Genomic DNA, 21,447 nt, shown 5'->3' on the forward strand with positions numbered 1-21,447 from the left:
TCCTAGGGTCGAAGGGCCCATCCGCTCGGGTGCTGGTCCCAAGCCTGTCCGGGGCCCGTCAGCTTGCGGATCAGCAGTTGGCCTCGAGTGTGGCCGAGCTCCGGTCACCGTGGGTTCTCGTCGGGCCAATGGCACGTAGGTCGAGCGTTCCGTTCACCTGACGGCCTGAGGCGGTCAGGTCGACGGTGTCGCTGGGCACGCTGTAGATCATCTTCGCGTTCTTGCCCTGGTCGTCGAAGTCACCCTCGACCAGGCCGGACATGACGGGCTCGTCATCGGTGAGCCCGGCCCTGCCCATCGACATGCCGAACTGTCCGTCGGCCGTGCGGCCCGAGAGGTCGTATCCGTTGCTGAGAGGGAAGCCGGAGGGATCCGTGTCCTGGGTATCGCAGCTGGACATCACGAACTCGTACACCGTGCCGTCGGCAATCGTGAGGGTCGCGCGACCAGAACTGGCCTGCTCAGGTTCGGACGTTTCGCCATCGGTGGTGTCTGGTGCTTGCACGCTCTCGGTTGGTGTCGCGGCCGAATCATCTGAGCTCCCACAGGCCGCGACGACCGTGGCGAGGCCGAGCACCAGCGCAGGCAAGCCAGCAAGGCGTCGGAAAGAACGATTGGACGGGCGAGAATTCATCGAACCACGCTAGCCCAGGGGGACCGCTCGCGAGGCGGTTCGACGAAGCTGCGTGCTGTCCGGCCGACGCGCGCGGGCGCAGAACAACGAAGAACGGCCCCGACACTGGAACACGTCCGAAGACGTCTTCACAGGTCAGGGGCCGTTTTCGGCAACTACTGACAGAGGGTCTAGGCCCTCGGATCAGATGTCGTAATAGTGACGACTTACCCCGTCTGACCTGCACAAACGTTGATCCTCAGGGTGCTGGGTACGCTCTGGGTGCGCTCGGCGTGGTGCTCCAGACCAGTTTCGAGGGGTCCCAGAGCGCTTCATCCGATCCTTTGTCGAGGGCTGGGTCGATGAATGCGGCGACCAGTTCGGCGGCTGTTGCGGCTGTGTAGGTCTCGGCGGTCGGCACGCCCTTCGCGGTGCCTGGGTAGGTGCGGTGCCAGTCCTCGGGGATGTCGATGTGGTCGAACGGTGCAAGTCCGCTGAGCAGTCGCTTGGCCTCGATCGCGGCGTGTAGTTCGGTCAGCTCCACGCTCTGGAACTGAGCGAGCACGACGAGGTCGACCAGGTCCTTGACACGGCTGCTTCGCTTGCCGCCCGGGTAGGTGTCGACCGTGGCGCAGACCTTGTCGCCGATCTGGTCGACGACGGGGTAGAGCCGGTAGGGGTGGGTGACCAAGGGGCGGCGTAGATGCAGGCGGTTGGCAGGCTCGACGGCCTCGACCTCACCGACCGGCGTGGGCCCCACGACGACGTCGACGGTGATTGTCTCGACCTGGACGTCGTCGTCGGTCTCAATGCACGCGAAGACAAAACGGCGGGTTGCGACGCCAGGCTGGTTGTCACCCTGGCCGGTGGGTGCAGTGCGGATGAGCCGGAAGGTGAGGTGGTCACCGAGGTCGACGGCCACCAGTTCGGAGAGAGCGCGTTCGGCCTCGGCGAGATCGGTGGAGTGCAGCGTGGCCAGGTCGACGTCCTTGGTGGTGCGCGAACGAGGCACTCGGGCGAGCATGCTCATGCCGCCTTTGAGCAGCCACTCTGATTCCTCGCCGTCAGCGAAGACGCGGGAGAGGAATCTGTCGAAGCGAGCCTGCTTGATCTGGGCGCTGACCGACGCGGCGCTGACCCCTGGGCCAGCCTGAGCGGCGGCCTTCTTCGCGGCGTCCTTGATGGCCAGCTCCAGTGAACGCCAGTCGCCGTAGGGTTCAGCCGGCTCAGTCACGGTCCCAGCCTTCCGGATGGACCCCGGCGAGCTCGAAGAGGTCGTTGGCCAGCGCGCTGCCGGTGGTCTTGCGTCGGTTGGCAATGGGGGAGAGGTGGTCGACCAGACGGTCCGGAGCCACGAGTTTGTCGGCACGGACCGCGTCGCGCAGAGCATCGGCCACCAGCGAGGCATCGGTGCCGATGTCGACCAGGTCGGCGATGGTCCGCTCGACGGTCAGGGTGGGTAGTCCGGCGACGGGTATGACGTCGTCACGGCTCAGCGTCCGGATGCGCAGACGCACACCGGGCAGCCGGGTGCCTTTGCGGCTGGGGACGATGAAGTCGTAACCGGAGGGGAAGAAGTCGCCGATGTCGTGCGCGATGGCTGCGGTCGTACCCGCGGCCACGATCGCAGCGACACCGGTAGCGGCACGGGGTGCGGACGCGCCTCCGAGTGCCAGCCAGGTCGCATAGATCGACTCGTGCTCTTGGGCTGGCGATCCTGCCATCCGGTAGACCCCTTGGGCTAGGCGCTCGATGGCCCCGGTGCTCGCCATCCGGGAGAGTTGCTTGCGGGCAATGCCGGCAGCTTCGGCCTGAGCGGTCGTGAACAGACCCCACCGCCGTTCCGCGATGGACCCGAGCGCTACCAGCGTCGAATCTGCCATGACAACGATTGTACCCACTTCCGGGAACAAATGTTGTCCTCTAGTCATGGCCGGGCTCGTCTTCATCGTCATCCTCAGCGACGTCGTCATCGGCCAAGGTGTCGGGGTGGGTGCCGAAGACTGAGTCGATGGCACGCTTGGTGCGCTCTGAACTTCCCTCCATGAGATGCGTGTAGGTCCGCAGGGTGAAGCCGGGGTCGGCGTGCCCGAGATATTCGCTGACGGCCCTGATCGTCCCGCCCTCATAGGCGCCGCGCTGGCGAAGAAGTGGCGCAGTGCGTGGCAGCTGTTCTCGCGCAGGTCGGGGATGCCGGCCCTCATCAGCGCAGGGCGCCAAATGTAGGTGTTGAAGTAGCTGCGGTTCAGCGCCTTCCTCTCCCGCGTCACCAGCAGCAACGATGTGGTCGTGGCTTTCCCGTCAGGAACGATCTTGTCAGCGATGCAGGGGATCGAGCCTGACATCGGCACTGCGAACCAGGCCGACTGAGAATCTCGGCCGGCAAGTCAGGGCCGGTATAGGGGAGTGGTCGACAACCTCGGGTCGCTGACGGTAATCCGGGGCCGGCCCCGGCGTACCCGCAGCACATCGGACCAGGAGTCGAACCACTTGCCCCTCGTCGGCCGGTACCAGTCCTGAGGCGTCCTCATCCCTCCAGCAGCCGAGCGGCTGCAGATCGGGCGGCGGCGACCGCGTCGAGCCCGGGCGCCGTGCCCCGCAGGCTGAGCACCCCTTCGTGCAGGCACATCAGCTGGACCGCCAGGGCGCCCTCGCCGGAGAAGCCGCCTGCGCGCAGCGAGTCGGCGAAGAGCTCGAGGAGCCACTGCTTCTCGGCCAGCACGACGCCTCGACCGGGGTGCTCGGGCTCGGGCAGCTCAGCGAGGGCGTTGACGAAGGCGCACCCACGCTCGGCCCCCTGCAACCAGGTCGCGAGAGCGTCGAAGGGCGCTAGCACCCGCGCCACCGGGTCCGCGGCGTCGTCGCGCCGCGCCTCCACGAGCGAGCGCCACCTCCGGTCGCGCTCGAGCAGGTACGCCGCGACGAGCTGCTGCTTCGAGCCGAACCGGTCGTAGAGGGTTCGCTTGGTCACGCCCGAGCGCTGCGCCACCAGGTCGACGCCGACCGACGTGATGCCCTGCTCGTAGAAGAGCACGGCAGCAGCGTCGAGGATGCGACGGGCAGCGGGAGTCAGCTGGTCGGGGTCGGGCACGTCCACATTGACCTCACAGATCGGTATACCTACAGTGGAACTTACAGATCAGTGAAGTCTAGGTGAGGAGCAGATCGTGGACCAGCAGCAGATCCCCCGCACGATGCATGCCGCGGTGCTGACCCGGCACGGCGGGCCCGAGGCCGTCGAGCTTCGGGAAGTCCCCACACCTGAGCCGGGCCCCGGCGAGGTGCTCGTGCGCGTGGGCGCCGCCGGGCTCAACAACACCGACCTGTGGACCCGCGAGGGCGCCTACGGCAGCAGCGCCGAGGACCCCGACGCCCGCTCGGGCTGGCGCGGACCGATCGACTTCCCCCGCATCCAGGGCGGCGACGTAGCCGGCGTCGTGGTCGCAGCCGGTCCGGATGCACCGGCGGACCTGGTGGGTCGCAGGGTGCTGGTGGACCCCGCGACGCGCTACGACCGCAACGGGCCTGACGCGCACCCGACCCACATTCTCGGCAGCGAGGACGACGGCGGGTTCGCCGAGTTCGTGGTCGTCGACGCCACGCGGGCCCACGTCGTCGACGACTCCCCGCTCAGCGACGTCGAGCTGGCCGCGCTGCCCATCGCCTACGGCACCGCCCTGGGCATGCTCGAGCGCGGTCGCGCGGCGAGCGGCGACACCGTGGTGGTCACCGGCTCCTCCGGCGGGGTGGGCCTCGCGGCCGTGCAGCTCGCCGCGGCCCGGGGCGCTCGCGTCGTGGCGGTCACCAGCGGCGTGCACGCTGAGGCGGTGCGCGCCGCTGGCGCTCACGCCACCGTCGACCGCACCAGGGGGGACCTGCGCGACGCGCTCGCCGAGGCCTGCCCCGAGGGCGTCGACGTGGTCGTCGACGTGGTCGCCGGCCCATTTGTCGCCCAGGCCCTGGGATTGCTGCGCGACGGTGGCCGGTGGGTGGTCGCGGGGGCGCTCGGCGGGCACCTGCTCGAGCTCGACGTGCGCCGCCTCTACCTGGCCAGCGTCGCCCTGGTCGGCTCGACCATGCACACGCCCGCCCACTTCGAGACCCTGGTCGACCTGGCCCGGCGCGGCGATCTGCGCCCCGTGGTGGCTCGTACCTACGACCTCGCCGATCTGGCCGCCGCGCACGCCGACCTGGAGGGGCGAGGCCTCGTCGGCAAGCTGGTCGTCACACCCTGACCTCGGTCTCGCGCTGGGCGGCGCTCGTGCGCCGCACGAGTCGGCACTCGTACCTGGCCCTCATCACCAGAGGCGTTCGAGTTGGCTGACGGTTTGGTGCCTCAGGCTGCGCCGTCGTAGTCGAGGTCATGCCAGCGCGTTTCGTCGGCGGACAACTTCAGTGCGGTATCGATACCGATGTTGGCCGTTAGTTCTTCTGGGGAGTGAACGGAGAGGCCCATACCTATGAGGTGCGCGAGCCCTCGCCGAGCAGTTGAAGTGCTTTAGGGGTGCACTGGGTACGCAGGCAACGGAAAACGGCGACTGACAACGGAAGGCATCGAAAGACGTTTCCGCAGGTCAGTCGCCGTTTTCGACAACTACTGGCAGAGGGTGAAAACCCTCGGATCAGATGTCGTAATACAGCCGGAGTTCCAACGCAACGGCAGGTCGCTACAACGTTTCTGCAGGTCAGAGAGCTGCGAGGATGAGACGAGCTTAGCCGCTGGGCGTCAGATAGGTGTGGTTTAGGCCCCCCGCTGGGGGAAAACTGGGGGAACGGGCGCATGGCCAAGTCTCTGCTCAGTCGGGCAAAAATGTCCAGAGCCAACGCGCCGCAGTCGCTGATCGAGATGGTGTCGTACTCCCATCTCGTTCGACTATAAGCGTTGCGAGGTCCTAGAGGCCCGAGCGGCTGAGGCACCGCCGAGGAACGTGGGCACCGGAGTCTCCCTCTCGATCTATTCGAGACAGAGGCGTGTCCGTTCGACCCGCGAGGGTGAGAACGGACGCCGAGGTCGCTATCTCGACACCGACCGGGCGAGGAGGCCGATGGAGCAGTCGTCGTCCGTCGCCTCCCGAATCTGGTGGTCCATGATTCGTTTGAGCTTCTTCTTGTATGCAGGGTTGGCTACCGCATAGGTGGGCGCGTCAGCCACGAGCCGAAACAGTGTCTTGCACGCCCGGGCCAGCGTCTGGCGCTCGTAGTTGAACAGGCTGTCGGCAGTGCCGTCCGACATCAACACGAAGCCTGAATAGCCTTCGAGGTTGCCGCGAACAACTTGCATGGATGCTGCGGCGTCCCTCGATGTCACAAACGTGGTCACGTTGGCGAACTCGCCATTGTCAGGCGACGTGACGACTTCAAGTTCTCCGACACGTTCCGCTCCTATGACGCCATCGCCAATGTGGGCAGCAAAGAATGATTCGTCCGACAAAGCCACACATAGGAATGTCGAAGCTAGATCCTTCAGCTCGCAATCAAGTCGGGCGGCAACAACCCTCAACTGGTCGATGAGGTGTTCCAGGAGAGTGCTGCCATCGAGGATGTCAACCATCGTCTGGCCCGGACTGAGAAAGTCGAGAACGAAATTGCACCCCGCCGAAACCACTGTCTGAGCGCCATGTTCCGAGTATCGTGCTGAGCCCGCACCGTCGGCCAGGCAGAGGACCTGGACGCCGTGGCGGGCGTCGTAATTGAACCGATCCTGGCCCGGTTTGCCGTCGAGCACATGGCTCTTGCCACGCACCTGATAAGCAAACTCGCGCCACCTACTCATCATCAGTCTCAGCCTTGGAACATCTCTTTGTAGTTCTTGTACTTGTCGAGCTTGCTGGGGGTGACGTCCTGCTTGAGGGTCTCAACAGGCACCAACTCCTCGATGTCCTCTGGCTCGATCTCAGGGCCAGCCTCAGACCCCTCGGACGCCGACCGGGACATCGAATCCGAGAGAACCTTGAAGAACTCCTTGAACGACGAGAGGCCCTCCAGTTGCAGCGGAGGAATCTCAGGGCTGAAGTCGACGAGCGTCTCCCAGTCGAGCTCCCCGTCGACACCGTCACCGATTGCAATCGTGATGACGGTCAACTTCTTCTGGTCAGCCATCTCCTGAACTTGCTGGATGACTCGAGGCTCGTCCTTGACCCCGACGTTGGAGCCCCCGTCGGTCATCAGAACGAGTGTCGGGCGCGCAGCGCGCCGCCCGCCGGCGGCCGCCTTGTAGTAATTGCGCCTCTTTGCAAGCAACTCAAGAGCAGCATTTACTGCCCCGCTGATGTTCGTCCCGTCTCCCTTCAAATCCAGCTGGAAGTTCCGGTCGACCGAATCGATGCTGGCGAATGGTTGAACCACCTCGGCTGTGCCGCTGAACGCAATCAAGCACAAATCAGCGCCGTACCGAGTACGTGGGTCGGCTTCAATGTCGTCGTAGAACCTCTTGAGAGCTGCTTCAAGGTCGGGCTTCTTCGTGCCTTCGCTCATGGACCCGCTGCGGTCTACGCAGATGGCGATGGGGATGAGTTTCGACCGATTGTTCGCCATGTCCTCATCGAGGATTTTGGTGCGCGCCATCGGCTTTCCCTTCTCTAGTGACGATGTTTGTGCCCGGTCACGGGTTTCTAAACCATCTTGTGATCCTCTGGCCGAGGGACTCCGTCTGTGACGCTGAGGGGCGTCCTATGTCGGCCGGCTTCTTCGGCATTGAGGTTGTGCCTGACCTGGGCAGGGTTGCAGGCCGTGAGCTGCCAGGCGAGGAGACGCACCTAGGGTCGGAATGCTTATGTACCGGGCGGATAGCAATCCCGCGTTCATTGAGCCAATCGATCTCACCCAGAGTGATGTATGGCTTCCCACACCGCTCGCACAGTCGGGTGAGATCCAGTGAGTGCCGCCGAGCGCGCTCTGCGTCCTTGGCGGATTGCTCCGCCACCCGCCTGACTCGGTCTGCCTCCCGCTGGGCCCGATCGGCCGCTCGCTTGGCGCGATCGGCCTCTTCTACGTCGGCTCGGCGACAAGGCCAGCAGATTCCAGCTTCAAGTGTTTCGGGCTCCCGGGGTTCTCCACAGGTTTGGCAGTTCGGAAGACATTTATTGCAAGCCGACGGAGTTCTGAACTCCTTCGCCGGGCCCTCGCCAATGCTGTACTGCGCAATGAGCTTCGCTCCTGCACACTGGGGGCAATCCAGCAGTTCTGCACCGAGTTCAGCTTTTCGACGGATGGGGAAGATCTTTAGTGACTCTGGATCGACGCTACGGTCGCTGAGCGTAGTCTTGAACTTCTCAAACGCTTCGATCCATTCATCGACAGTTTTCCGGTGTCCGTTGCTATACCGATCGCCATCGCGGTGGAACGAGTGCCAGAAGTTCCCCTTCAGTTCCCGGGACAGGTGGCTCCAGACGTAGAGCCAACGCAAGGGCGGTTGAAGATCCCGTTCGGATTTGCCGTCGAATCCGTATGGGAACAACCCGGACTTGATGTTCTGGGTCGTGTCGTCCGAGCCGCTATTCTCGTAAGGGAAAGTACCGGTCATCATGATCATGAAAAGTAAGACCGCAATGGCGAAGTACTCGTGCTCTATCGACCGCAGTCCTTGAACGCCGCCTAGGATCTCTGGTGCAGTGAACTCGTCCCATCCCACGGGGCACGGGTAGCCCTCTACTTGGACCGAGTCGATGTCGATTATCCATGCGTCTTTCTGTTTTCCCAGCATGACGTTGTTCGGATTGATGTCGCCGATGAGAATGTTGAGATCGTGCAGCGCCTTGACCCGCTTGAGGAAGGACAGGCAGACGTCAACAAGGTCGCGGCGTGTCCAATCCGGATACAGACGATCAAGTTCTTGGGGGATGAAGATGGTGTCGTTGAGCACGTTGGCACCTTGGGCGCGGCGCATTGTAAAACCGACGAACTCGCCCTCGTAACTGACGGTCGACTCGGGAAAGCAGATGCCAGGTAGCCACACTTTGTGTTGAACCATGAGCTCAACCTTCTGCTTGCGGTGTGTGGTCAACTTGCCCTTCTTGAAGATCTTTGCGACAAGATGAGGCTCCCCGTCGACTTCGTAGACGCTTCCTTCCTTGCCCCTAGAGATACGTTCTCCGAGCACTAGGTTGCCGTTCGACCCGGGTCGTTGGAAACTTGCCTCATCGCCTTCGCCGGGGAAACTCTCTACTTGTATTGCCTGGTCAGGCGGCTTGATCGCGGCAGATGGCGCGAAGGGGTTTGCGGGCGGTTGACGCCTGCGATTCTGTGCCTTCTTCGCCGGAGTTGTCTGTTTGGATTGCGGACGCAGATCAAAGGCATCGGGCCACTCCTTGAGCGTAGAAGACAGCCGATCGTATTCATCGGCCTTGCCCGGCTTGTCGGCAAGAGTCCTTTTCTTGTTCATGCCCTTGCTAAACATGAACGCAGGATTCTCGACCTCTACGAGCCCATCGGCGGTTGCGACGCCGGCCAGGTGTGTCGTGTTCTCTTTCTGGCCGAGGAGCCGAACCTCAAGCTTCACGGTGATGTCGGCAGACAAGAACAGGACTTCCCAGTCCATCTCGGTTGCGATTTTGGCGATGGTGCTGAATTCGGGGTCAGCTCCAAAGTCTTTGATGCCTCCGAAGTCTGTCGTTGCGAGACCATCGCAGACGAGATCCTGAACTAAGTCCTTCGCGAGCTTCGCGCGTTTTGCCAACTCGGGGTCCCGCAGTGCGCGCCGATCGGACGTTTGGTTCGTCAACTCGTTGAGGACTGCCCTTGGGATGACCAATGGATTGCTCTCGAGCGCCTCCGCACAGTTCACGACCATCTGCGGCATGCCGCCTGCGTAACCCTCTCTATTTTCTAAGAGCGCCGAGGTGTCAACGACGATCCTGCGATTGCCTCGCAGGTACTCCGTTGGGTCGATAAGTGACACCGCGTACTCATCGCTGTCCTCTGTCATTCGATGCACGCTCAGTGCGAGTTTCCAGGCAATGGGGTAGCCCACGGCGCGTCTAGGACGTTCCCTCCTGCCGAGTCGTACTTGGGCGTATCGGATTTTGCATCAACGAGCGGCGTGGAGACTGGGGGTGCCTGCGGTTTTGGCGTCTTCATCGACTGGCGCGGCTTGTGGGACCCCAGCCCGCTCGCTTGCTCAGGTTGGTCTAATGGATCGCCACCGACCGCTTGGACCGCAGCCTTGATTTGGTCAATCAGGTCCTTCTTTTTGCTGTCGATGGCAACGCCCGTGTCTTCGCCGAGGATGTAGTCGCGGTATTCCTTGATGAGACTGCGAATGACGAGATGCTTGAAGTTCTCTTCGTCCTTGCGGTATAGGAAGTCGTTGAAGAAGGAGATGCTCACCGACAGATACTCATGGAACCTGTCGTCGTGCTCGAGGAGTGAGTTACGGATGGCGTTGTTCGCTTCCGTGGCGATTCGCGTCAAGTAGTCCCGAAGGCGTCCTAGTTGATGCTCGTAGTTTCCAACCACTCCAAGGACTTCGCGGATGTTCTCCACCCCGTGCTTGGGTGATCCCGGCTTCAGCTCAAAGTCCTCGCTCGGGTTAGCAAGTTCCTTGAGGTGATTAGAAATCTGCAAGAACACGTTGTTACGGAAGCTGAATTTCACGTCGCTCAGCAGTTCAAGGGCTGAATCCAAGTCATCGTCCTGAACCGTGCCGCCGAACTCAACCGCAATGCTGTGGATCACGACGTCAGGGTTTTCATCGGGGTTGACGTGGAGCTTTCTATGGAGCTCGCCTGTGTTGTCGAAGAAAATGCGAATAACGTCGTTCTTGAATTGCGTGACTTGATCGTCGTAGAACACGTCGAGCCCGCTGTATTGGGCGATGATCTCCCGGCGAAGCCGTTGAGTCTCGTTTCGATACCAGTTGTAGTAGTCCTTTTGTCCGCGTGCTCCGGCCTCCCACTGGTCGCGACCCATAAAGAATCCGTCCTGAATCCAGCCATCTGACCGCGAATGAATTCGTTCGACGTCCGCATCGAAGGCTGCGTACCAATCACTGTGCTCGTCGGCCTGGTCGTCCAGCTTCTTCTGGAAGGCGTTGTACTCATGGATGAGATCGCGGGCGATGCGGCTAATCTGCCGGAGGAGGAGAGCCTCCGGAATCGGGATCAGGCGGAGAAGTTCGGTTAGTGTGCGGTTCAACCCCTCCAGCGTCCCTGTTACGTCGGCTTCCCCGGCTTCGCTGGCCAGAGCGTAGGCGAAAACCTCTTGGTCCATCGTGGGCAACCGGTCGCTGACTCGTTGCAGGAGCGTGTCGAATAGTTCTGCCACTGATGTGTCGTCGATGGCCGTGTACTCGAGAACGTCGATGGGGTCGTAGCTAGCGCTATTGATTTTGCGCTCAAAATCATCCCTAAGAGTTTCTACAGTCTCGCTAAGACCTTCGGTGACGTTGATGCCGGCCGTGATCAAGTCGCCTCGACGTTTGATGCCAGGTTGAATGCGTCGGAGGTGATCGATGTTGCTAGCAATACCTTGCTTTGCGTATCCCTCTGCGTCGGTGGGTCGCATGATCGGGAAGATCTGGTCGACGCCGTCGTTGAGACCGTGCAGATGCATGTCGGCGACGGAAGCGCCGATCTCGCCCAATCCAGGCAGGTCAACGAGGCCAACCTTGACTCCCTCAAGCCCAGGGAAGGGGCAAAAGATCTTCACAGATTTGACCGCGATGTAGGAGCGGTTCGCTGGTGCTCCCGTGGCTTCCTCGGCGTCGAGGTCATCCTTGGTCGGGTAGGCGACGTAGCTGCGGAGGTCACCCAGGGGTACTTGTCTTACGGTGCCAGTGAGGAGCGACTCGTACGTGCTGAGGCTCTTCTGCGCGTCGAGGAGTCTGCCAAGGCTGTCAGTGCTGACAGAGTCGACGTTTGCCCCAAGAGTTTCGGGGAAGTCAGCCGAGCGCAGTCCGGCCAAGGTGTCTATCGATAAGGGAATGTCAACGTGTTTGTTGACAATCGCAAGAAGCGGCTGGACGTACTCAGTAATGAACGTCTTCTGGTCGCGGAAGTTCACCTCAGCGCTCTCGTCTGAACTGTTGAAGATTTCCGAACGCACCGCCGTCACCGGGAGGCCCTTGCCGGTGGGTATTTGCGTGTCGGTCAGGCCAGAGAACTTCTGTAGTGTTGAGGACTTGCCCACACGGGCTTCGCCGGAGACTCCGATGTTGACGGTCTCTCGGCTGAAGCGAACCCGAAGTGCATCCAACGTGCCCTCGCGAGCAGCGAACGAGACGAGTAGTCGGTTCAGGTCGTCGATTGCGCCGTCGATCCGGTGGAGGGCGTCCTGGTCCTTCTCGATCTCCTTGAGTTCAGCGAGCAGAGAAAGCAAGCGTTCGACGTCGCTCTTGCGGCGCGCTGCATCGTCGACCTCGCGCTGCACGGCGGGGAGAAGACTGCGGCGAGTGGCCAAGATGCCATCGACACGATCAACGAGCCCGCGCAACTGCTCGCTGTTGATACTCAAGATGCCTCCCGCTCAGAATGTGGAGGCAAGTCTGTCAGCGAGGTCCGACACCTTCTGGATCGAACCGGGACCAAGACGCCAAACCGCTGCACGCTCAAGGGCAAGAAATCGCGGCCGTCACGCGAGCAGCCGTTCGGTGCCATTTGATCGTCCTTCACTACCTGGGCCAGTCGGTCGGCGGATGGCATAGGAGTACGGCCCAACCGCGTCCCGAGTCTATCGATTTCGCGTGCGTATGGGAGGAGACTCGGAAAGATGGGAAGGTGCTCAGTTCCACGTACGTACGCATCGGAATTTTCGCCTGTCGCCTGCTCGGCGAGGGCGGCGTCGCGTCGGGCCCGCACCTCGTCGCGCAGCGCGTAGCCGGTGAAGGAAGTTCGCGCGATCGGCACGACGCGGCGCTTCTTGCCCTTGGGAAGGGTGAGGCGGGACGCCCGGCTGCCGGCGTTCGCGCCTGCGTCGACCTGGTAATCGATGTGGACATGGCAGAAGCTGTGGTCGGCACACCCGTCCAGATGGATGTCGTGAACGTCGAGCTGAAACTGCTCACCCCAGCGGGCGCCGACGTTTGCGGCGAACTCGACCGATAGGCGGCCCCAGGCGGGGAAGCATCGGTGCAGCCGGTTTCCCAGCCCGACGGCGAGATCGGCGCTGGGTGCGTCCTCGTTGCTGATGTAGTCCAGGCCGTCGCCGCTGCGGTGAACGCTGGTCTCCCTCAGCGGGCGAATGCGAGAAGGTTTGCTGGGTGCCGGCCGCACTCCGGCACGGGGCAATAGTTCGGCTTGCTCGGGGGAGAAGTACCGCTTTGGACTCTGGTAGCCCCAGTAGAGGAGGCCGCGGAGAGCAGTCGTGTTCGCCCGGACCATGTTGTCGGTGCCTCCCCGTGCTCGCATGCGGTCCAGGACCGAACGGGTGATGTCCATGGCTTGCAGGTGCTCGTCACCGGCGATGCTTCTGGCGAGGCTGCGACGGATTTGGTTCTTCTGTGCCTTCTGCCAGGTCCGCCGCTTCCTGTAGGGGCTTCGGCCCTCGGTGAGGAACTCCTCGACGATGTCCTGCAGCGTCACGACCGCGAACGGGCTCGCGGCCCGCGACAGGCGGACTGCCAGCTCTGTGGCCTTGGCGCGCGCCTCTTCGATCGATCGGCCAGCCGTGGTGTCTCCGCGGGAGCCGTCGGGCTCAATCCACTTGAGACGGTAATAGCCCTTCGCGCTCGGAGCGTAGATGGCGACGAGGCCGACAGTCTGGATCGGCGCGTTGCGCGAGCTCACGCTGTCACCGCCCTCTTCGTGCGGGGCTTGTAGGTGCTGGCTTTCACCTTCGTGTCGGCGGCGCGGATGGGCGACGGCGTGGGGCGCGCCGTCGGGTTCTTGCGACGACTCGGACGGCTGCGGTCGGCGACGGGTAGCGCGCTGAACCAGGCGAGGACCTCGTCCCGGAGCCAGAGGTTGCTCGAGAAGCCAGCCTTGGGCTTCGGGAAGGTGGTGCCGTAGGTGTGTTCGCGGGCGCGGTCGACGCTCAAGAGGAGGACGGTGGCGACGTGGTCGATGGTCCAGATGGGGGAGTTCAGGTCGATGTTCATGGACCGGACGGTGTGGATCAGCGCGGAGACGCCAATCGTGCACAACGAAACAGCCCCTGCTGGGGGATTCCCGGGGGAACCACCAACAGGGGCTGTGCGTCTGCGCAGGTCAGGGCAGGTTTCTGCCCCTTTGATCAGATGTCGTAATAGAGCTCGAACTCGTGCGGGTGCGGCCGCAGCTGCACGGGCAGGATCTCCTCGGTGCGCTTGTACTCGATCCAGGTCTCGATCAGGTCGGGCGTGAATACGTCACCGGCCGTCAGGAACTCGTGATCGGCCTCGAGCGCGTCGAGCACGTCGTTGAGGGAGGTCGGCACCATGTCGATGGCTTCGTACTCCTCGGGCGGCAGCTCGTAGATGTTCTTGTCGATCGGGGCAGGCGGCTCGATCTTGTTCTTGATGCCGTCGATGCCGGCCAGCAGCAACGCCGAGAAGGCGAGGTACGGGTTGGCCGACGGGTCGGGGCAACGGAACTCGATGCGCTTGGCCTTGGGGTTCGAGCCGGTGATCGGGATGCGGACGCAGGCCGAGCGGTTGCGGGCCGAGTACACGAGCGCGATGGGGGCCTCGAAGCCCGGCACCAGGCGGCGGTACGAGTTGACCGACGGGTTGGTGAAGGCCAGCAGCGACGGCGCGTGCTTGAGGATGCCACCGATGTAGTGACGCGCCATGTCGGACAGTCCACCGTAGCCGGTCTCGTCGTAGAACAGCGGCTTGCCGTCGTTCCAGATCGACTGGTGCACGTGCATGCCCGAACCGTTGTCACCGAAGATCGGCTTCGGCATGAACGTGACGGTCTTGTCGTTGGCCCACGCCGTGTTGCGCACGATGTACTTGAACTTCATGACGTCGTCCGCAGCCTTGAGCAGCGTGTCGAAGCGGTAGTTGATCTCGGCCTGACCGCCGGTGCCGACCTCGTGGTGTCCGCGCTCGAGCGTGAGCCCCGCGTCGGTGAGGTTGCTCATCATGTCGTTGCGGAGGTCCGCGGTGCGGTCCGTCGGTGCAACCGGGAAGTAGCCGCCCTTGTAGCGGACCTGGTAGCCACGGTTCTCGTCGACCGCGTCGCCGGTGGACCATGCGGCTTCGCTCGACTGGATCTCGTAGAACGACTTGTTGGCGGCGGTCCCGTAGTTGACCCGGTCGAAGATGTAGAACTCCGCCTCGGGCGCGAAGAAGGCAGTGTCACCGATGCCGGTGGTCGCGAGGTAGGCCTCGGCCTTGCGGGCGATGTTGCGCGGATCGCGGGAGTACGCCTCGCCGGTGATCGGGTCGTGCACGAAGAAGTCCATCGCGATGGTCTTGCGCGCCTTGAACGGATCGATGTACGCGGTCTTGACGTCCGGGAAGAGCACCATGTCGGACTGGTCAATGGTCTGGAATCCGCGGATCGAGGAGCCGTCGAAAGCCACTCCGCTCTCGACCATGGCGGCGTCGAACGTCGATGCCGGCAGGGTGACCTGCTGCTGGATGCCGGGCAAGTCGGTGAAACGGACGTCGAGGTACTCGACACCTTCGTCCTTGATGAACTTGAACAGCTCGTCGGCATTGCCGAACATGTGGCCTCCTCGGCCGCTCTGCGGCCTTAAGTTGTCGATGGCAGGTGAGTGCGTCGCTGCACCGTACGGCTGACGTTACGGTCGGGCAGTTTCCCGACCGTCACTGGTTTGTTTCAAGCATGTTACAAGTCTGCGTGTCGGGTCCGTGGGGCGCGTCGGTAGGCTCACCGCGTGCAGACCGTCTCCCTGGGCCGCCGATTCGGCGCGCTGTTCATTGACTGGATCATTGCGGTGCTCACCGCGGCCGCCATCACCGGCACGTCGTACGCCGGTTCCGGTGCGTCGGGCTCGTTCGTCCCGCTCGCGGCATTCTTCGTCGAGACGACCCTGTTGGTCGGCTTGCTGGGTACCACGATCGGCAAGCGGATCTTCGGCATGCGGGTCGAAGGGCCGGACGGGCGCAGCATCGGCCTGCTGCGGGCAGCGGTGCGTACTGCGCTGCTGTGCCTGGTGATTCCAGCCATCGTCATGACCGAGGACAAGCGTGGACTCCACGAGATCGCGTCGCGATCCCGTGTCACCCGGTTCTAGCGGGTGTCAGCCGCGCATGGCCTTGCGTGAGCCCTTCATGCTCGTCGGCACGGGGCCGCGAGGCATGGGAGCAGCCGGACGCGTCGCGTCGAGGGCCTTGAGCTTGTAGAGCACGCCAGTCATCTGCGCGGGCTTGATGTTCTTGGGAAGCTTCTGCATGTGCTTGACGAGCTTGGTGAGCTTGACCTGGCCCACTTCGTTGCCGACGATCACGTCGAGGACGGGGATCTCCTCACCAGCGATCCGCGCGTGCTTCTTCTTCTCCGCGATCAGCAGCTGGCGTACGCCATTGGGGTTGCCCTCGCCGACCAGCACGATGCCGGGACGACCGACGACGCGGTGCACGACGTCCTGGTTGCGGTTGAACGCGACGGCGGGCTTGAGCTCCCAGCCCTTGCGGAGCATCTGGAGCGCGCCCGCAGCGGCACCCTTCTGGCCCTCGACCTGCGCGTAGGCGGCCTTCTCGGCGCGCCGCCCAAAGACGATGAGCACACCTAGGATGCCGATCAGCAGGCTGAAGACGATTGTGATGATCAGCCCGAAAACTCCGGTGCCGAAAACGAAGTAGCCCAGCGCAGCCGCGACGCCGCCGGTCAGGAGGAAGGTCAGCAGCAGGATCAGACCGATGTTGCGGTCACTGCGCTTGGTGATCGTGTACGCCTGGCGCATCTGGCCCAGACGGCCCTTGGCGGGCGCGGGGGTGGCATTCGACATACGAGGCAGTCTACGTCGCTGTGCGCGTCGACATGCTCCCGCGTCCGGACTCGATGGCCTGCTTGTAGAGCGTGCCGGCTCGGTACGACGATCGGACCAGGGGGCCGGACATGACCCCGGCGAAGCCGATCTCGTCGGCCTCGGTCTTGAGCTCGACGAACTCTTCGGGCTTGACCCACCGCTCGACGGGGTGATGGCGCACCGACGGACGGAGGTACTGCGTGATCGTGATCAGGTCGCAACCCGCCTCGTGCAGGTCGTTCAGCGCCTGAGAGACCTCCTCGCGGGTCTCGCCCATGCCGAGGATCAGGTTGGACTTGGTCACCAGGCCGTAGTCGCGGGCCTGGGTGATGACGTCGAGCGACCGCTCGTAGCGGAACGCCGGCCGGATGCGCTTAAAGATGCGGGGCACGGTCTCCACGTTGTGCGCCAGGACCTCGGGACGCGAGTCGAAGACCTGGGTCAAGAGCTCGGGGATCCCGTTGAAGTCCGGGATCAGGTTCTCGACGCCCGTGCCGGGGTTGAGCTCATGGATCTTGCGCACGGTCTCGGCGTAGAGCCAGGCGCCGCCGTCGGGCACGTCGTCACGGGCGACACCCGTGATCGTGGCATATCGGAGCTCCATCTTCTGGACGCTCTCGGCGACGCGGCGGGGCTCGTCCCGGTCGATCGGATCGGGCTTGCCGGTATCGATCTGGCAGAAGTCGCACCGGCGCGTGCACTGCTCGCCACCGATCAGGAAGGTGGCCTCGCGGTCTTCCCAGCACTCGAAGATGTTGGGACAACCAGCTTCCTGACAGACCGTGTGCAGACCCTCACCCTTGACGAGCTTCATCAGCTCGTTGTACTCGGGACCCATCTTCGCCCGGGTCTTGATCCACGCGGGCTTCTTCTCGATGGGGGTCTCGGCATTGCGGACTTCCAGACGCAACATCTTGCGTCCCTCAGGTGCGATAGTCACAAAGTCACCCTACGCCTGTTGCCCAGACGCCAGACCAAGCACCAGTACGGCGGGATGGTCGGCCTGCTGGAGGTCCGGCCACGGCTCGTACGGCTGCCACATGAGCAGCTCCTGCAAGTGCGGGGCGACGGCCTCGGCTGCCGTCGCGACCGCGACCCGCCGGCCCAGCTCGGCGGTCAACGAGGTGACGCCTGCGTCGGCGATCCCGCACGGGACGAACCGTTCGTAGTAGCCCAGGTCGACATCGGCGTTGAGACTGAATCCGTGCATCGTGACACCGCGGGCAACCCGGATGCCGATCGCGCCGATCTTCCGCTCGATCCGGCCAGGTGCCTTGGGCAGCCACACGCCGGAACGGCCGGGCACGCGTCCGGTCTCGACCCCGAGGTCGTGGCACGCCCGGATCAGGGCTTCCTCGACGCGCCGGACGTAATCGACGACGAGCACGTGGGACGGCAGCTTGGTGATGGGGTAGCCGACGAGCTGGCCCGGGCCGTGGAACGTGATCTTGCCGCCGCGATCGACATCGACGACCGGGGTGCCGTCGAACGGGCGCTCGTGGCGCTCGGTGCGGCGTCCGGCGGTGTAGACGGCCGGGTGCTCGAGGAACATCGCGGTGTCGGGAATCTCGTCGGCGACACGCTGGGCATGCAGCCCGCGTTGGATCTCCCAGGCGTCGAGGTAGTCGATGGCTCCGTCGCCATACCAGTCTTCGATGATCTGCAGCGTCACGTATCCAGCCTAGCCTCCCTGTGGATGACCGGCGGCGCGCCTTCGGCAGCCGCGGCACAGTGGGCGGATGGACTGGTTGTGGGTGCTGATCGTCGCGCTGCGGTCGGTCTCGCCCGCACCGGCGGACCACTGGGCCTCGACTCTCGCCGTGCTCGACCACGAACGGGCCGCGGCCTTCGCGCGGGCCGATGCCAAGCTCCTGGACCGCGTCTACGTGCGGGGCAGCGAGGCCCGGAGAGTCGACGCCGCGATGATCGCCGACCACCGCCGCCGCGGCGCCAGGGTCGTCGGCGCCGAGCTACGGATCCTGTCGTGTCGCGTGCTGTCGGCCTCCGGCTCGCGGGTCAGGCTCGACGTCGTCGATCGGCTCGCGCCCGCACAGGTCGTCTGGGCCGATGGTTCGTCGACCGCGCTGCCCTACGACGAGCCGTCGCGACGGGTCATCACGCTCCTGCGCACCGCTGGGGGCTGGCGGGTCGCGACGGCCAGTCCTCGCCCAGTGACCCGTCGCTGAGTTCGCGGCTCACGTCGAGATGCCCGTGAGCCGGGGAGTCATCGCAGGGCGGCCTCGAGCGTCGAGCCGATGTCGGGCTCCGAGAAGGTGAATCCTGCGTCGGTCAGTGCCCGGGGCGCGATCCGCAGCGAACCGAGCAGGTCCGCAGAGATGCCGCCGAGTGCGAGCTTGAGTGCGAAGGCGGGTGCGGCGAGGAAGGTGGGGCGGTGCACGGCAGCGCCGAGCGCATCGGTGAACTCGGCGTTGGTGACGGCTGTAGGCGCCGCGAAGTTGAACGGTCCGCTCAGGTCGGGGGACTCGATCAGCATCTCAACTCCACGCACCCAGTCGTGCACCGAGATGAACGACATGTACTGGCGGCCGCTACCCAGCCGGGCACCCCCACCGAGCTTCCACACCGGGACCATCAGGCCGAGGATTCCCTCATTGCCGTCGAGCACGAGCGACGTGCGAACGAAGCACACGCGAGCGCCTGCCTCGATCGCCGGTGAAGCAGCGGCCTCCCACTGACGGACGACGTCAGGCAGGAAGCCTTCGCCGGCGCTGCTCGACTCGGTCAGGAGTTCGTCACCGCGGTCGGTCCCGTAGTAGGACATGCCGGACGCCGAGATCATGGCCGGTGGTGTCGGTGAAGCCGCGATGGCTTTGGCCAAGGTGCCGGTCGTCGTCGTGCGGGACGTCACGATCTCCTGCGCACGGGCGCGGGTGCGCGGCCACTTGGAGACCGAGGACCCCGAGAGATTGACCACGACATCGGCGCGGTCGATCACGATCTGATCGATCCGTCCGGTGCTGGGGTCCCACGTCGACGAGTCATCGGCGGGCTGGCCCGAGCGCACCAGGCGGGTGACCTGGTGGCCGCGGGCCCGAAGGTGAGCGGTCAGTGCCGTGCCGAGGAAACCGGACGCACCACCGATGACGATCTGCATTCGGTCAGGACCCGAGCTCACCCTCGAAGGAGCCACCCTCGAGACGGTCCTTGATCGCGGTCAGGAAACGGGCCGCGTCGGCACCATCGACGATGCGGTGGTCGTAGGTCAGCGCGAAGTAGACCATCTGACGGACTGCGATGCTCTCGCCGATGTGCGGATCGGTGATGACGACCGGCCGCTTGACGACCGCGCCGGTGCCGAGGATTGCGACCTGCGGCTGGTTGATGATCGGCGTGTCGAACAGGGCGCCACGGCTGCCGGTGTTGGTCAGCGTGAAGGTTCCGCCCGACAGCTCGTCCGGCAGGATCTTGTTGTTGCGGGTGCGGTCAGCGACATCGGCGATCTTGCGCGCGATTCCAGCGATGTTGAGATCGCCCGCGTCCCGGATGACCGGTACGAGCAGGCCCTTGGGCGTCTCGACTGCGACACCGAGGTGCTCGCCGGCCGGGTAGGTCACGGTGCCGGCCTCGAGGTCGAGCGAGGAGTTGACCTGCGGGTAGGTCTTGAGCGCCTCGATCGCGGCCTTGGCGAAGAACGGCAGGAACGAGAGCTTGACCCCCTCGCGCTCGAAGAACGCGTCCTTGGTCCGCGCCCGAAGACGGGCGATCTCGGTGACGTCGATCTCGACGACTGTCGTCAGCTGGGCCGAGACCTGCAGCGATTCGTGCATGCGGGTTGCGATGGTCCGGCGCAGACGGCTGAGCTTCTCGGTCTTGCCGCGCAACGGCGAGGGATCGAGATTGCCCGAGGCAGGCGCATCGGTCGCCGCCGCTGGCGCAGACTCTGCGGCCGGGGCGGACTTCTCCACGGCGTCGAGCACATCCTGCTTGCGGATCCGGCCACCGACACCGGTGCCGGTCACGGCAGCCAGGTCGACGTCGTGCTGCTTGGCGAGCTTGCGGACGATGGGCGTGACGTAGGTGTCGCCGCCGCCGTTGGACTCGGCCCGCGGTGCCGCAGGGGCAGGTGTTGCGGCGGGCTCGGGCTGGGCCTGCGACTCGGGCTGGGCCGGCTCGGGTGTTGGAACGGGTGCAGGCTCCGGGGTCACAGCTGGCTCCGGGGCGGCAGCGGGCTCGGGTGCAGGCTCAGGCTCGGCCTCCGGTGCGGGTGCCTCTTCGGGCTCCGCGGCAGGCTGGGCGTCGGCCGTACCGATGATGGCGAGCTCGGCGCCGACCTCGACGGTCTCGTCCTCGGCGACCTTGATCTCCAGCAGTTTGCCGGCGACGGGTGACGGGATCTCGGTGTCGACCTTGTCGGTCGAGATCTCCAGCAGCGGCTCGTCGACGGCGACGTCGTCACCGACCTGCTTGAGCCACTGGGTCACGGTGCCCTCGGTGACACTTTCGCCCAGTGCAGGCAGGGTCACCGCGGTGCCGCCGGACGTCGGCTTGGCCTCGGCCTGGGGTGCTGGTGCGTTCTCGGCGGCGGCCTGCTCGGCCTCCGCGCTGCCCTCCGGTGCGGGGGAGCGCTCCTCGGAAGCGCTCGATGCCACGGGCTGCTCTGCCGGGGTCTCGTCGGCAGGCGCCTGCTCGGCGGGTACCTCTTCTGAGACGTTCTCCTCCGAGACCGGCGCCTCGGCGGGGGCTGCGTCGCCATCGGCGCTCTCACCCTCGTCACCGATGATCGCGAGCACGGCGCCAACCTCGACCGTGTCGTCCTCGTTGGCCTTGATCTCGAGCAGGACTCCGGCGACGGGCGACGGGATCTCCGTGTCGACCTTGTCGGTGGAGATCTCGAGCAGTGGCTCGTCGACGGCGACTGTGTCACCGACCTGCTTGAGCCATTGCGTGACGGTGCCCTCGGTGACGCTTTCGCCGAGAGCGGGAAGTGTGACAGACGTGGCCATGATGTCCTCTGGTTCTCC

The 21,447-nt window shown here is 64.4% G+C and carries 20 protein-coding genes; 3 read left to right on the forward strand and 17 right to left on the reverse strand.

What is annotated here, in order from left to right; all coding sequences use genetic code 11:
• Positions 1–70 precede the first annotated feature (70 nt).
• The 5 genes from C6I20_RS05295 to C6I20_RS05315 all read right to left on the reverse strand — a co-directional run bounded on the left by C6I20_RS05295 (position 71) and on the right by C6I20_RS05315 (position 3,704).
• Positions 71–634, reverse strand: a complete 564-nt coding sequence (locus C6I20_RS05295; protein WP_162891141.1) for a hypothetical protein — start codon at positions 632–634, stop codon at positions 71–73.
• Between the two features lie 238 nt (positions 635–872).
• Entirely contained in the window at positions 873–1,847 is a 975-nt protein-coding gene (locus C6I20_RS05300; RefSeq protein ID WP_118395006.1) for a nucleotidyl transferase AbiEii/AbiGii toxin family protein, read from the reverse strand.
• A complete protein-coding gene (locus C6I20_RS05305) occupies positions 1,840–2,496 on the reverse strand; it encodes a type IV toxin-antitoxin system AbiEi family antitoxin domain-containing protein (protein WP_118395007.1) in 657 nt (218 codons plus the stop codon). The genes C6I20_RS05300 and C6I20_RS05305 overlap by 8 nt, the downstream gene beginning before the upstream one ends.
• A gap of 40 nt (positions 2,497–2,536) precedes the next feature.
• On the reverse strand, positions 2,537–2,659 hold the full coding sequence (locus C6I20_RS17710) for a hypothetical protein (protein ID WP_256372165.1): 123 nt from the start codon (positions 2,657–2,659) through the stop codon (positions 2,537–2,539).
• A 481-nt stretch (positions 2,660–3,140) separates the two neighbouring features.
• Positions 3,141–3,704, reverse strand: coding sequence for a TetR/AcrR family transcriptional regulator (locus tag C6I20_RS05315; protein ID WP_216822993.1), 564 nt, complete (start codon positions 3,702–3,704; stop codon positions 3,141–3,143).
• A gap of 76 nt (positions 3,705–3,780) precedes the next feature.
• Between C6I20_RS05315 and C6I20_RS05320 the strand changes: the two genes are divergently transcribed.
• Entirely contained in the window at positions 3,781–4,848 is a 1,068-nt protein-coding gene (locus tag C6I20_RS05320) for a zinc-binding dehydrogenase (RefSeq protein ID WP_216822994.1), read from the forward strand.
• 779 nt (positions 4,849–5,627) lie between these two features.
• On the opposite strand, the gene C6I20_RS05325 is transcribed toward C6I20_RS05320, so the two are convergent.
• The 7 genes from C6I20_RS05325 to glnA all read right to left on the reverse strand — a co-directional run bounded on the left by C6I20_RS05325 (position 5,628) and on the right by glnA (position 15,199).
• The gene (locus C6I20_RS05325; RefSeq protein ID WP_118395009.1) at positions 5,628–6,389 is read right to left on the reverse strand and encodes a PP2C family serine/threonine-protein phosphatase; all 762 of its coding nucleotides are present in this window, start codon (positions 6,387–6,389) and stop codon (positions 5,628–5,630) included.
• Between the two features lie 5 nt (positions 6,390–6,394).
• Entirely contained in the window at positions 6,395–7,177 is a 783-nt protein-coding gene (locus C6I20_RS05330; RefSeq protein WP_118395010.1) for a VWA domain-containing protein, read from the reverse strand.
• 37 nt (positions 7,178–7,214) lie between these two features.
• Positions 7,215–9,536 (reverse strand): hypothetical protein, encoded by a 2,322-nt coding sequence (locus C6I20_RS05335; protein ID WP_118395011.1) that lies wholly within the window; start codon positions 9,534–9,536, stop codon positions 7,215–7,217.
• Between the two features lie 11 nt (positions 9,537–9,547).
• A complete protein-coding gene (locus tag C6I20_RS05340; RefSeq protein WP_118395012.1) occupies positions 9,548–12,061 on the reverse strand; it encodes a hypothetical protein in 2,514 nt (837 codons plus the stop codon).
• The gene (locus C6I20_RS05345) at positions 12,058–13,332 is read right to left on the reverse strand and encodes a hypothetical protein (RefSeq protein ID WP_118395013.1); all 1,275 of its coding nucleotides are present in this window, start codon (positions 13,330–13,332) and stop codon (positions 12,058–12,060) included. The genes C6I20_RS05340 and C6I20_RS05345 overlap by 4 nt, the downstream gene beginning before the upstream one ends.
• Entirely contained in the window at positions 13,329–13,643 is a 315-nt protein-coding gene (locus tag C6I20_RS05350) for a hypothetical protein (RefSeq protein ID WP_118395014.1), read from the reverse strand. Before C6I20_RS05350 ends, C6I20_RS05345 begins: the two co-directional genes overlap by 4 nt.
• A 134-nt stretch (positions 13,644–13,777) precedes the next feature.
• Positions 13,778–15,199 (reverse strand): type I glutamate--ammonia ligase, encoded by a 1,422-nt coding sequence (gene glnA, locus C6I20_RS05355; RefSeq protein ID WP_118395015.1) that lies wholly within the window; start codon positions 15,197–15,199, stop codon positions 13,778–13,780.
• Positions 15,200–15,370: 171 nt separating this feature from the next.
• On the opposite strand from glnA, the gene C6I20_RS05360 reads away from it, so the two are divergent.
• Entirely contained in the window at positions 15,371–15,730 is a 360-nt protein-coding gene (locus C6I20_RS05360) for an RDD family protein (protein ID WP_118395016.1), read from the forward strand.
• Positions 15,731–15,736: 6 nt separating this feature from the next.
• Here the strand turns inward: C6I20_RS05360 and C6I20_RS05365 are convergent, their stop codons facing one another.
• The 3 genes from C6I20_RS05365 to lipB are packed head-to-tail and all read right to left on the reverse strand — an operon-like array spanning position 15,737 to position 18,137.
• Positions 15,737–16,444: a DUF4191 domain-containing protein gene (locus tag C6I20_RS05365; protein WP_118395017.1), complete on the reverse strand. Its 708-nt coding sequence runs from the start codon at positions 16,442–16,444 to the stop codon at positions 15,737–15,739.
• A gap of 10 nt (positions 16,445–16,454) precedes the next feature.
• Positions 16,455–17,378 carry a lipoyl synthase gene (lipA, locus tag C6I20_RS05370; RefSeq protein ID WP_216823063.1) on the reverse strand — a complete coding sequence of 308 codons (924 nt, stop codon included), beginning with the start codon at positions 17,376–17,378 and terminating at the stop codon, positions 16,455–16,457.
• Positions 17,379–17,414: 36 nt separating this feature from the next.
• On the reverse strand, positions 17,415–18,137 hold the full coding sequence (gene lipB, locus C6I20_RS05375; RefSeq protein WP_118395019.1) for a lipoyl(octanoyl) transferase LipB: 723 nt from the start codon (positions 18,135–18,137) through the stop codon (positions 17,415–17,417).
• Between the two features lie 67 nt (positions 18,138–18,204).
• Between lipB and C6I20_RS05380 the strand changes: the two genes are divergently transcribed.
• A complete protein-coding gene (locus tag C6I20_RS05380; protein WP_162891142.1) occupies positions 18,205–18,651 on the forward strand; it encodes a hypothetical protein in 447 nt (148 codons plus the stop codon).
• A gap of 38 nt (positions 18,652–18,689) precedes the next feature.
• On the opposite strand, the gene C6I20_RS05385 is transcribed toward C6I20_RS05380, so the two are convergent.
• The gene (locus C6I20_RS05385; protein WP_118395021.1) at positions 18,690–19,580 is read right to left on the reverse strand and encodes a TIGR01777 family oxidoreductase; all 891 of its coding nucleotides are present in this window, start codon (positions 19,578–19,580) and stop codon (positions 18,690–18,692) included.
• A 4-nt stretch (positions 19,581–19,584) separates the two neighbouring features.
• A complete protein-coding gene (sucB, locus tag C6I20_RS05390) occupies positions 19,585–21,429 on the reverse strand; it encodes a 2-oxoglutarate dehydrogenase, E2 component, dihydrolipoamide succinyltransferase (protein ID WP_118395022.1) in 1,845 nt (614 codons plus the stop codon).
• Positions 21,430–21,447 lie beyond the last annotated feature (18 nt).

The sequence above is a fragment of the Aeromicrobium sp. A1-2 genome, assembly GCF_003443875.1.
In the GTDB taxonomy this organism is placed as follows: Bacteria; Actinomycetota; Actinomycetes; order Propionibacteriales; family Nocardioidaceae; genus Aeromicrobium.

Excerpts from the sequence above, each read along its gene's own strand:
- C6I20_RS05295 (WP_162891141.1), bottom strand. The coding sequence starts at position 634 with ATGAATTCTCGCCCGTCCAATCGTTCTTTCCGACGCCTTGCTGGCTTG.
- C6I20_RS05305 (WP_118395007.1), bottom strand. The coding sequence starts at position 2,496 with ATGGCAGATTCGACGCTGGTAGCGCTCGGGTCCATCGCGGAACGGCGG.
- C6I20_RS17710 (WP_256372165.1), bottom strand. The coding sequence starts at position 2,659 with ATGGAGGGAAGTTCAGAGCGCACCAAGCGTGCCATCGACTCAGTCTTC.
- C6I20_RS05325 (WP_118395009.1), bottom strand. The coding sequence starts at position 6,389 with ATGATGAGTAGGTGGCGCGAGTTTGCTTATCAGGTGCGTGGCAAGAGC.
- C6I20_RS05330 (WP_118395010.1), bottom strand. The coding sequence starts at position 7,177 with ATGGCGCGCACCAAAATCCTCGATGAGGACATGGCGAACAATCGGTCG.
- C6I20_RS05335 (WP_118395011.1), bottom strand. The coding sequence starts at position 9,536 with ATGACAGAGGACAGCGATGAGTACGCGGTGTCACTTATCGACCCAACG.
- C6I20_RS05350 (WP_118395014.1), bottom strand. The coding sequence starts at position 13,643 with ATGAACATCGACCTGAACTCCCCCATCTGGACCATCGACCACGTCGCC.
- glnA (WP_118395015.1), bottom strand. The coding sequence starts at position 15,199 with ATGTTCGGCAATGCCGACGAGCTGTTCAAGTTCATCAAGGACGAAGGT.
- C6I20_RS05365 (WP_118395017.1), bottom strand. The coding sequence starts at position 16,444 with ATGTCGAATGCCACCCCCGCGCCCGCCAAGGGCCGTCTGGGCCAGATG.
- lipA (WP_216823063.1), bottom strand. The coding sequence starts at position 17,378 with ATGTTGCGTCTGGAAGTCCGCAATGCCGAGACCCCCATCGAGAAGAAG.
- C6I20_RS05380 (WP_162891142.1), top strand. The coding sequence starts at position 18,205 with ATGGACTGGTTGTGGGTGCTGATCGTCGCGCTGCGGTCGGTCTCGCCC.
- C6I20_RS05385 (WP_118395021.1), bottom strand. The coding sequence starts at position 19,580 with ATGCAGATCGTCATCGGTGGTGCGTCCGGTTTCCTCGGCACGGCACTG.
- sucB (WP_118395022.1), bottom strand. The coding sequence starts at position 21,429 with ATGGCCACGTCTGTCACACTTCCCGCTCTCGGCGAAAGCGTCACCGAG.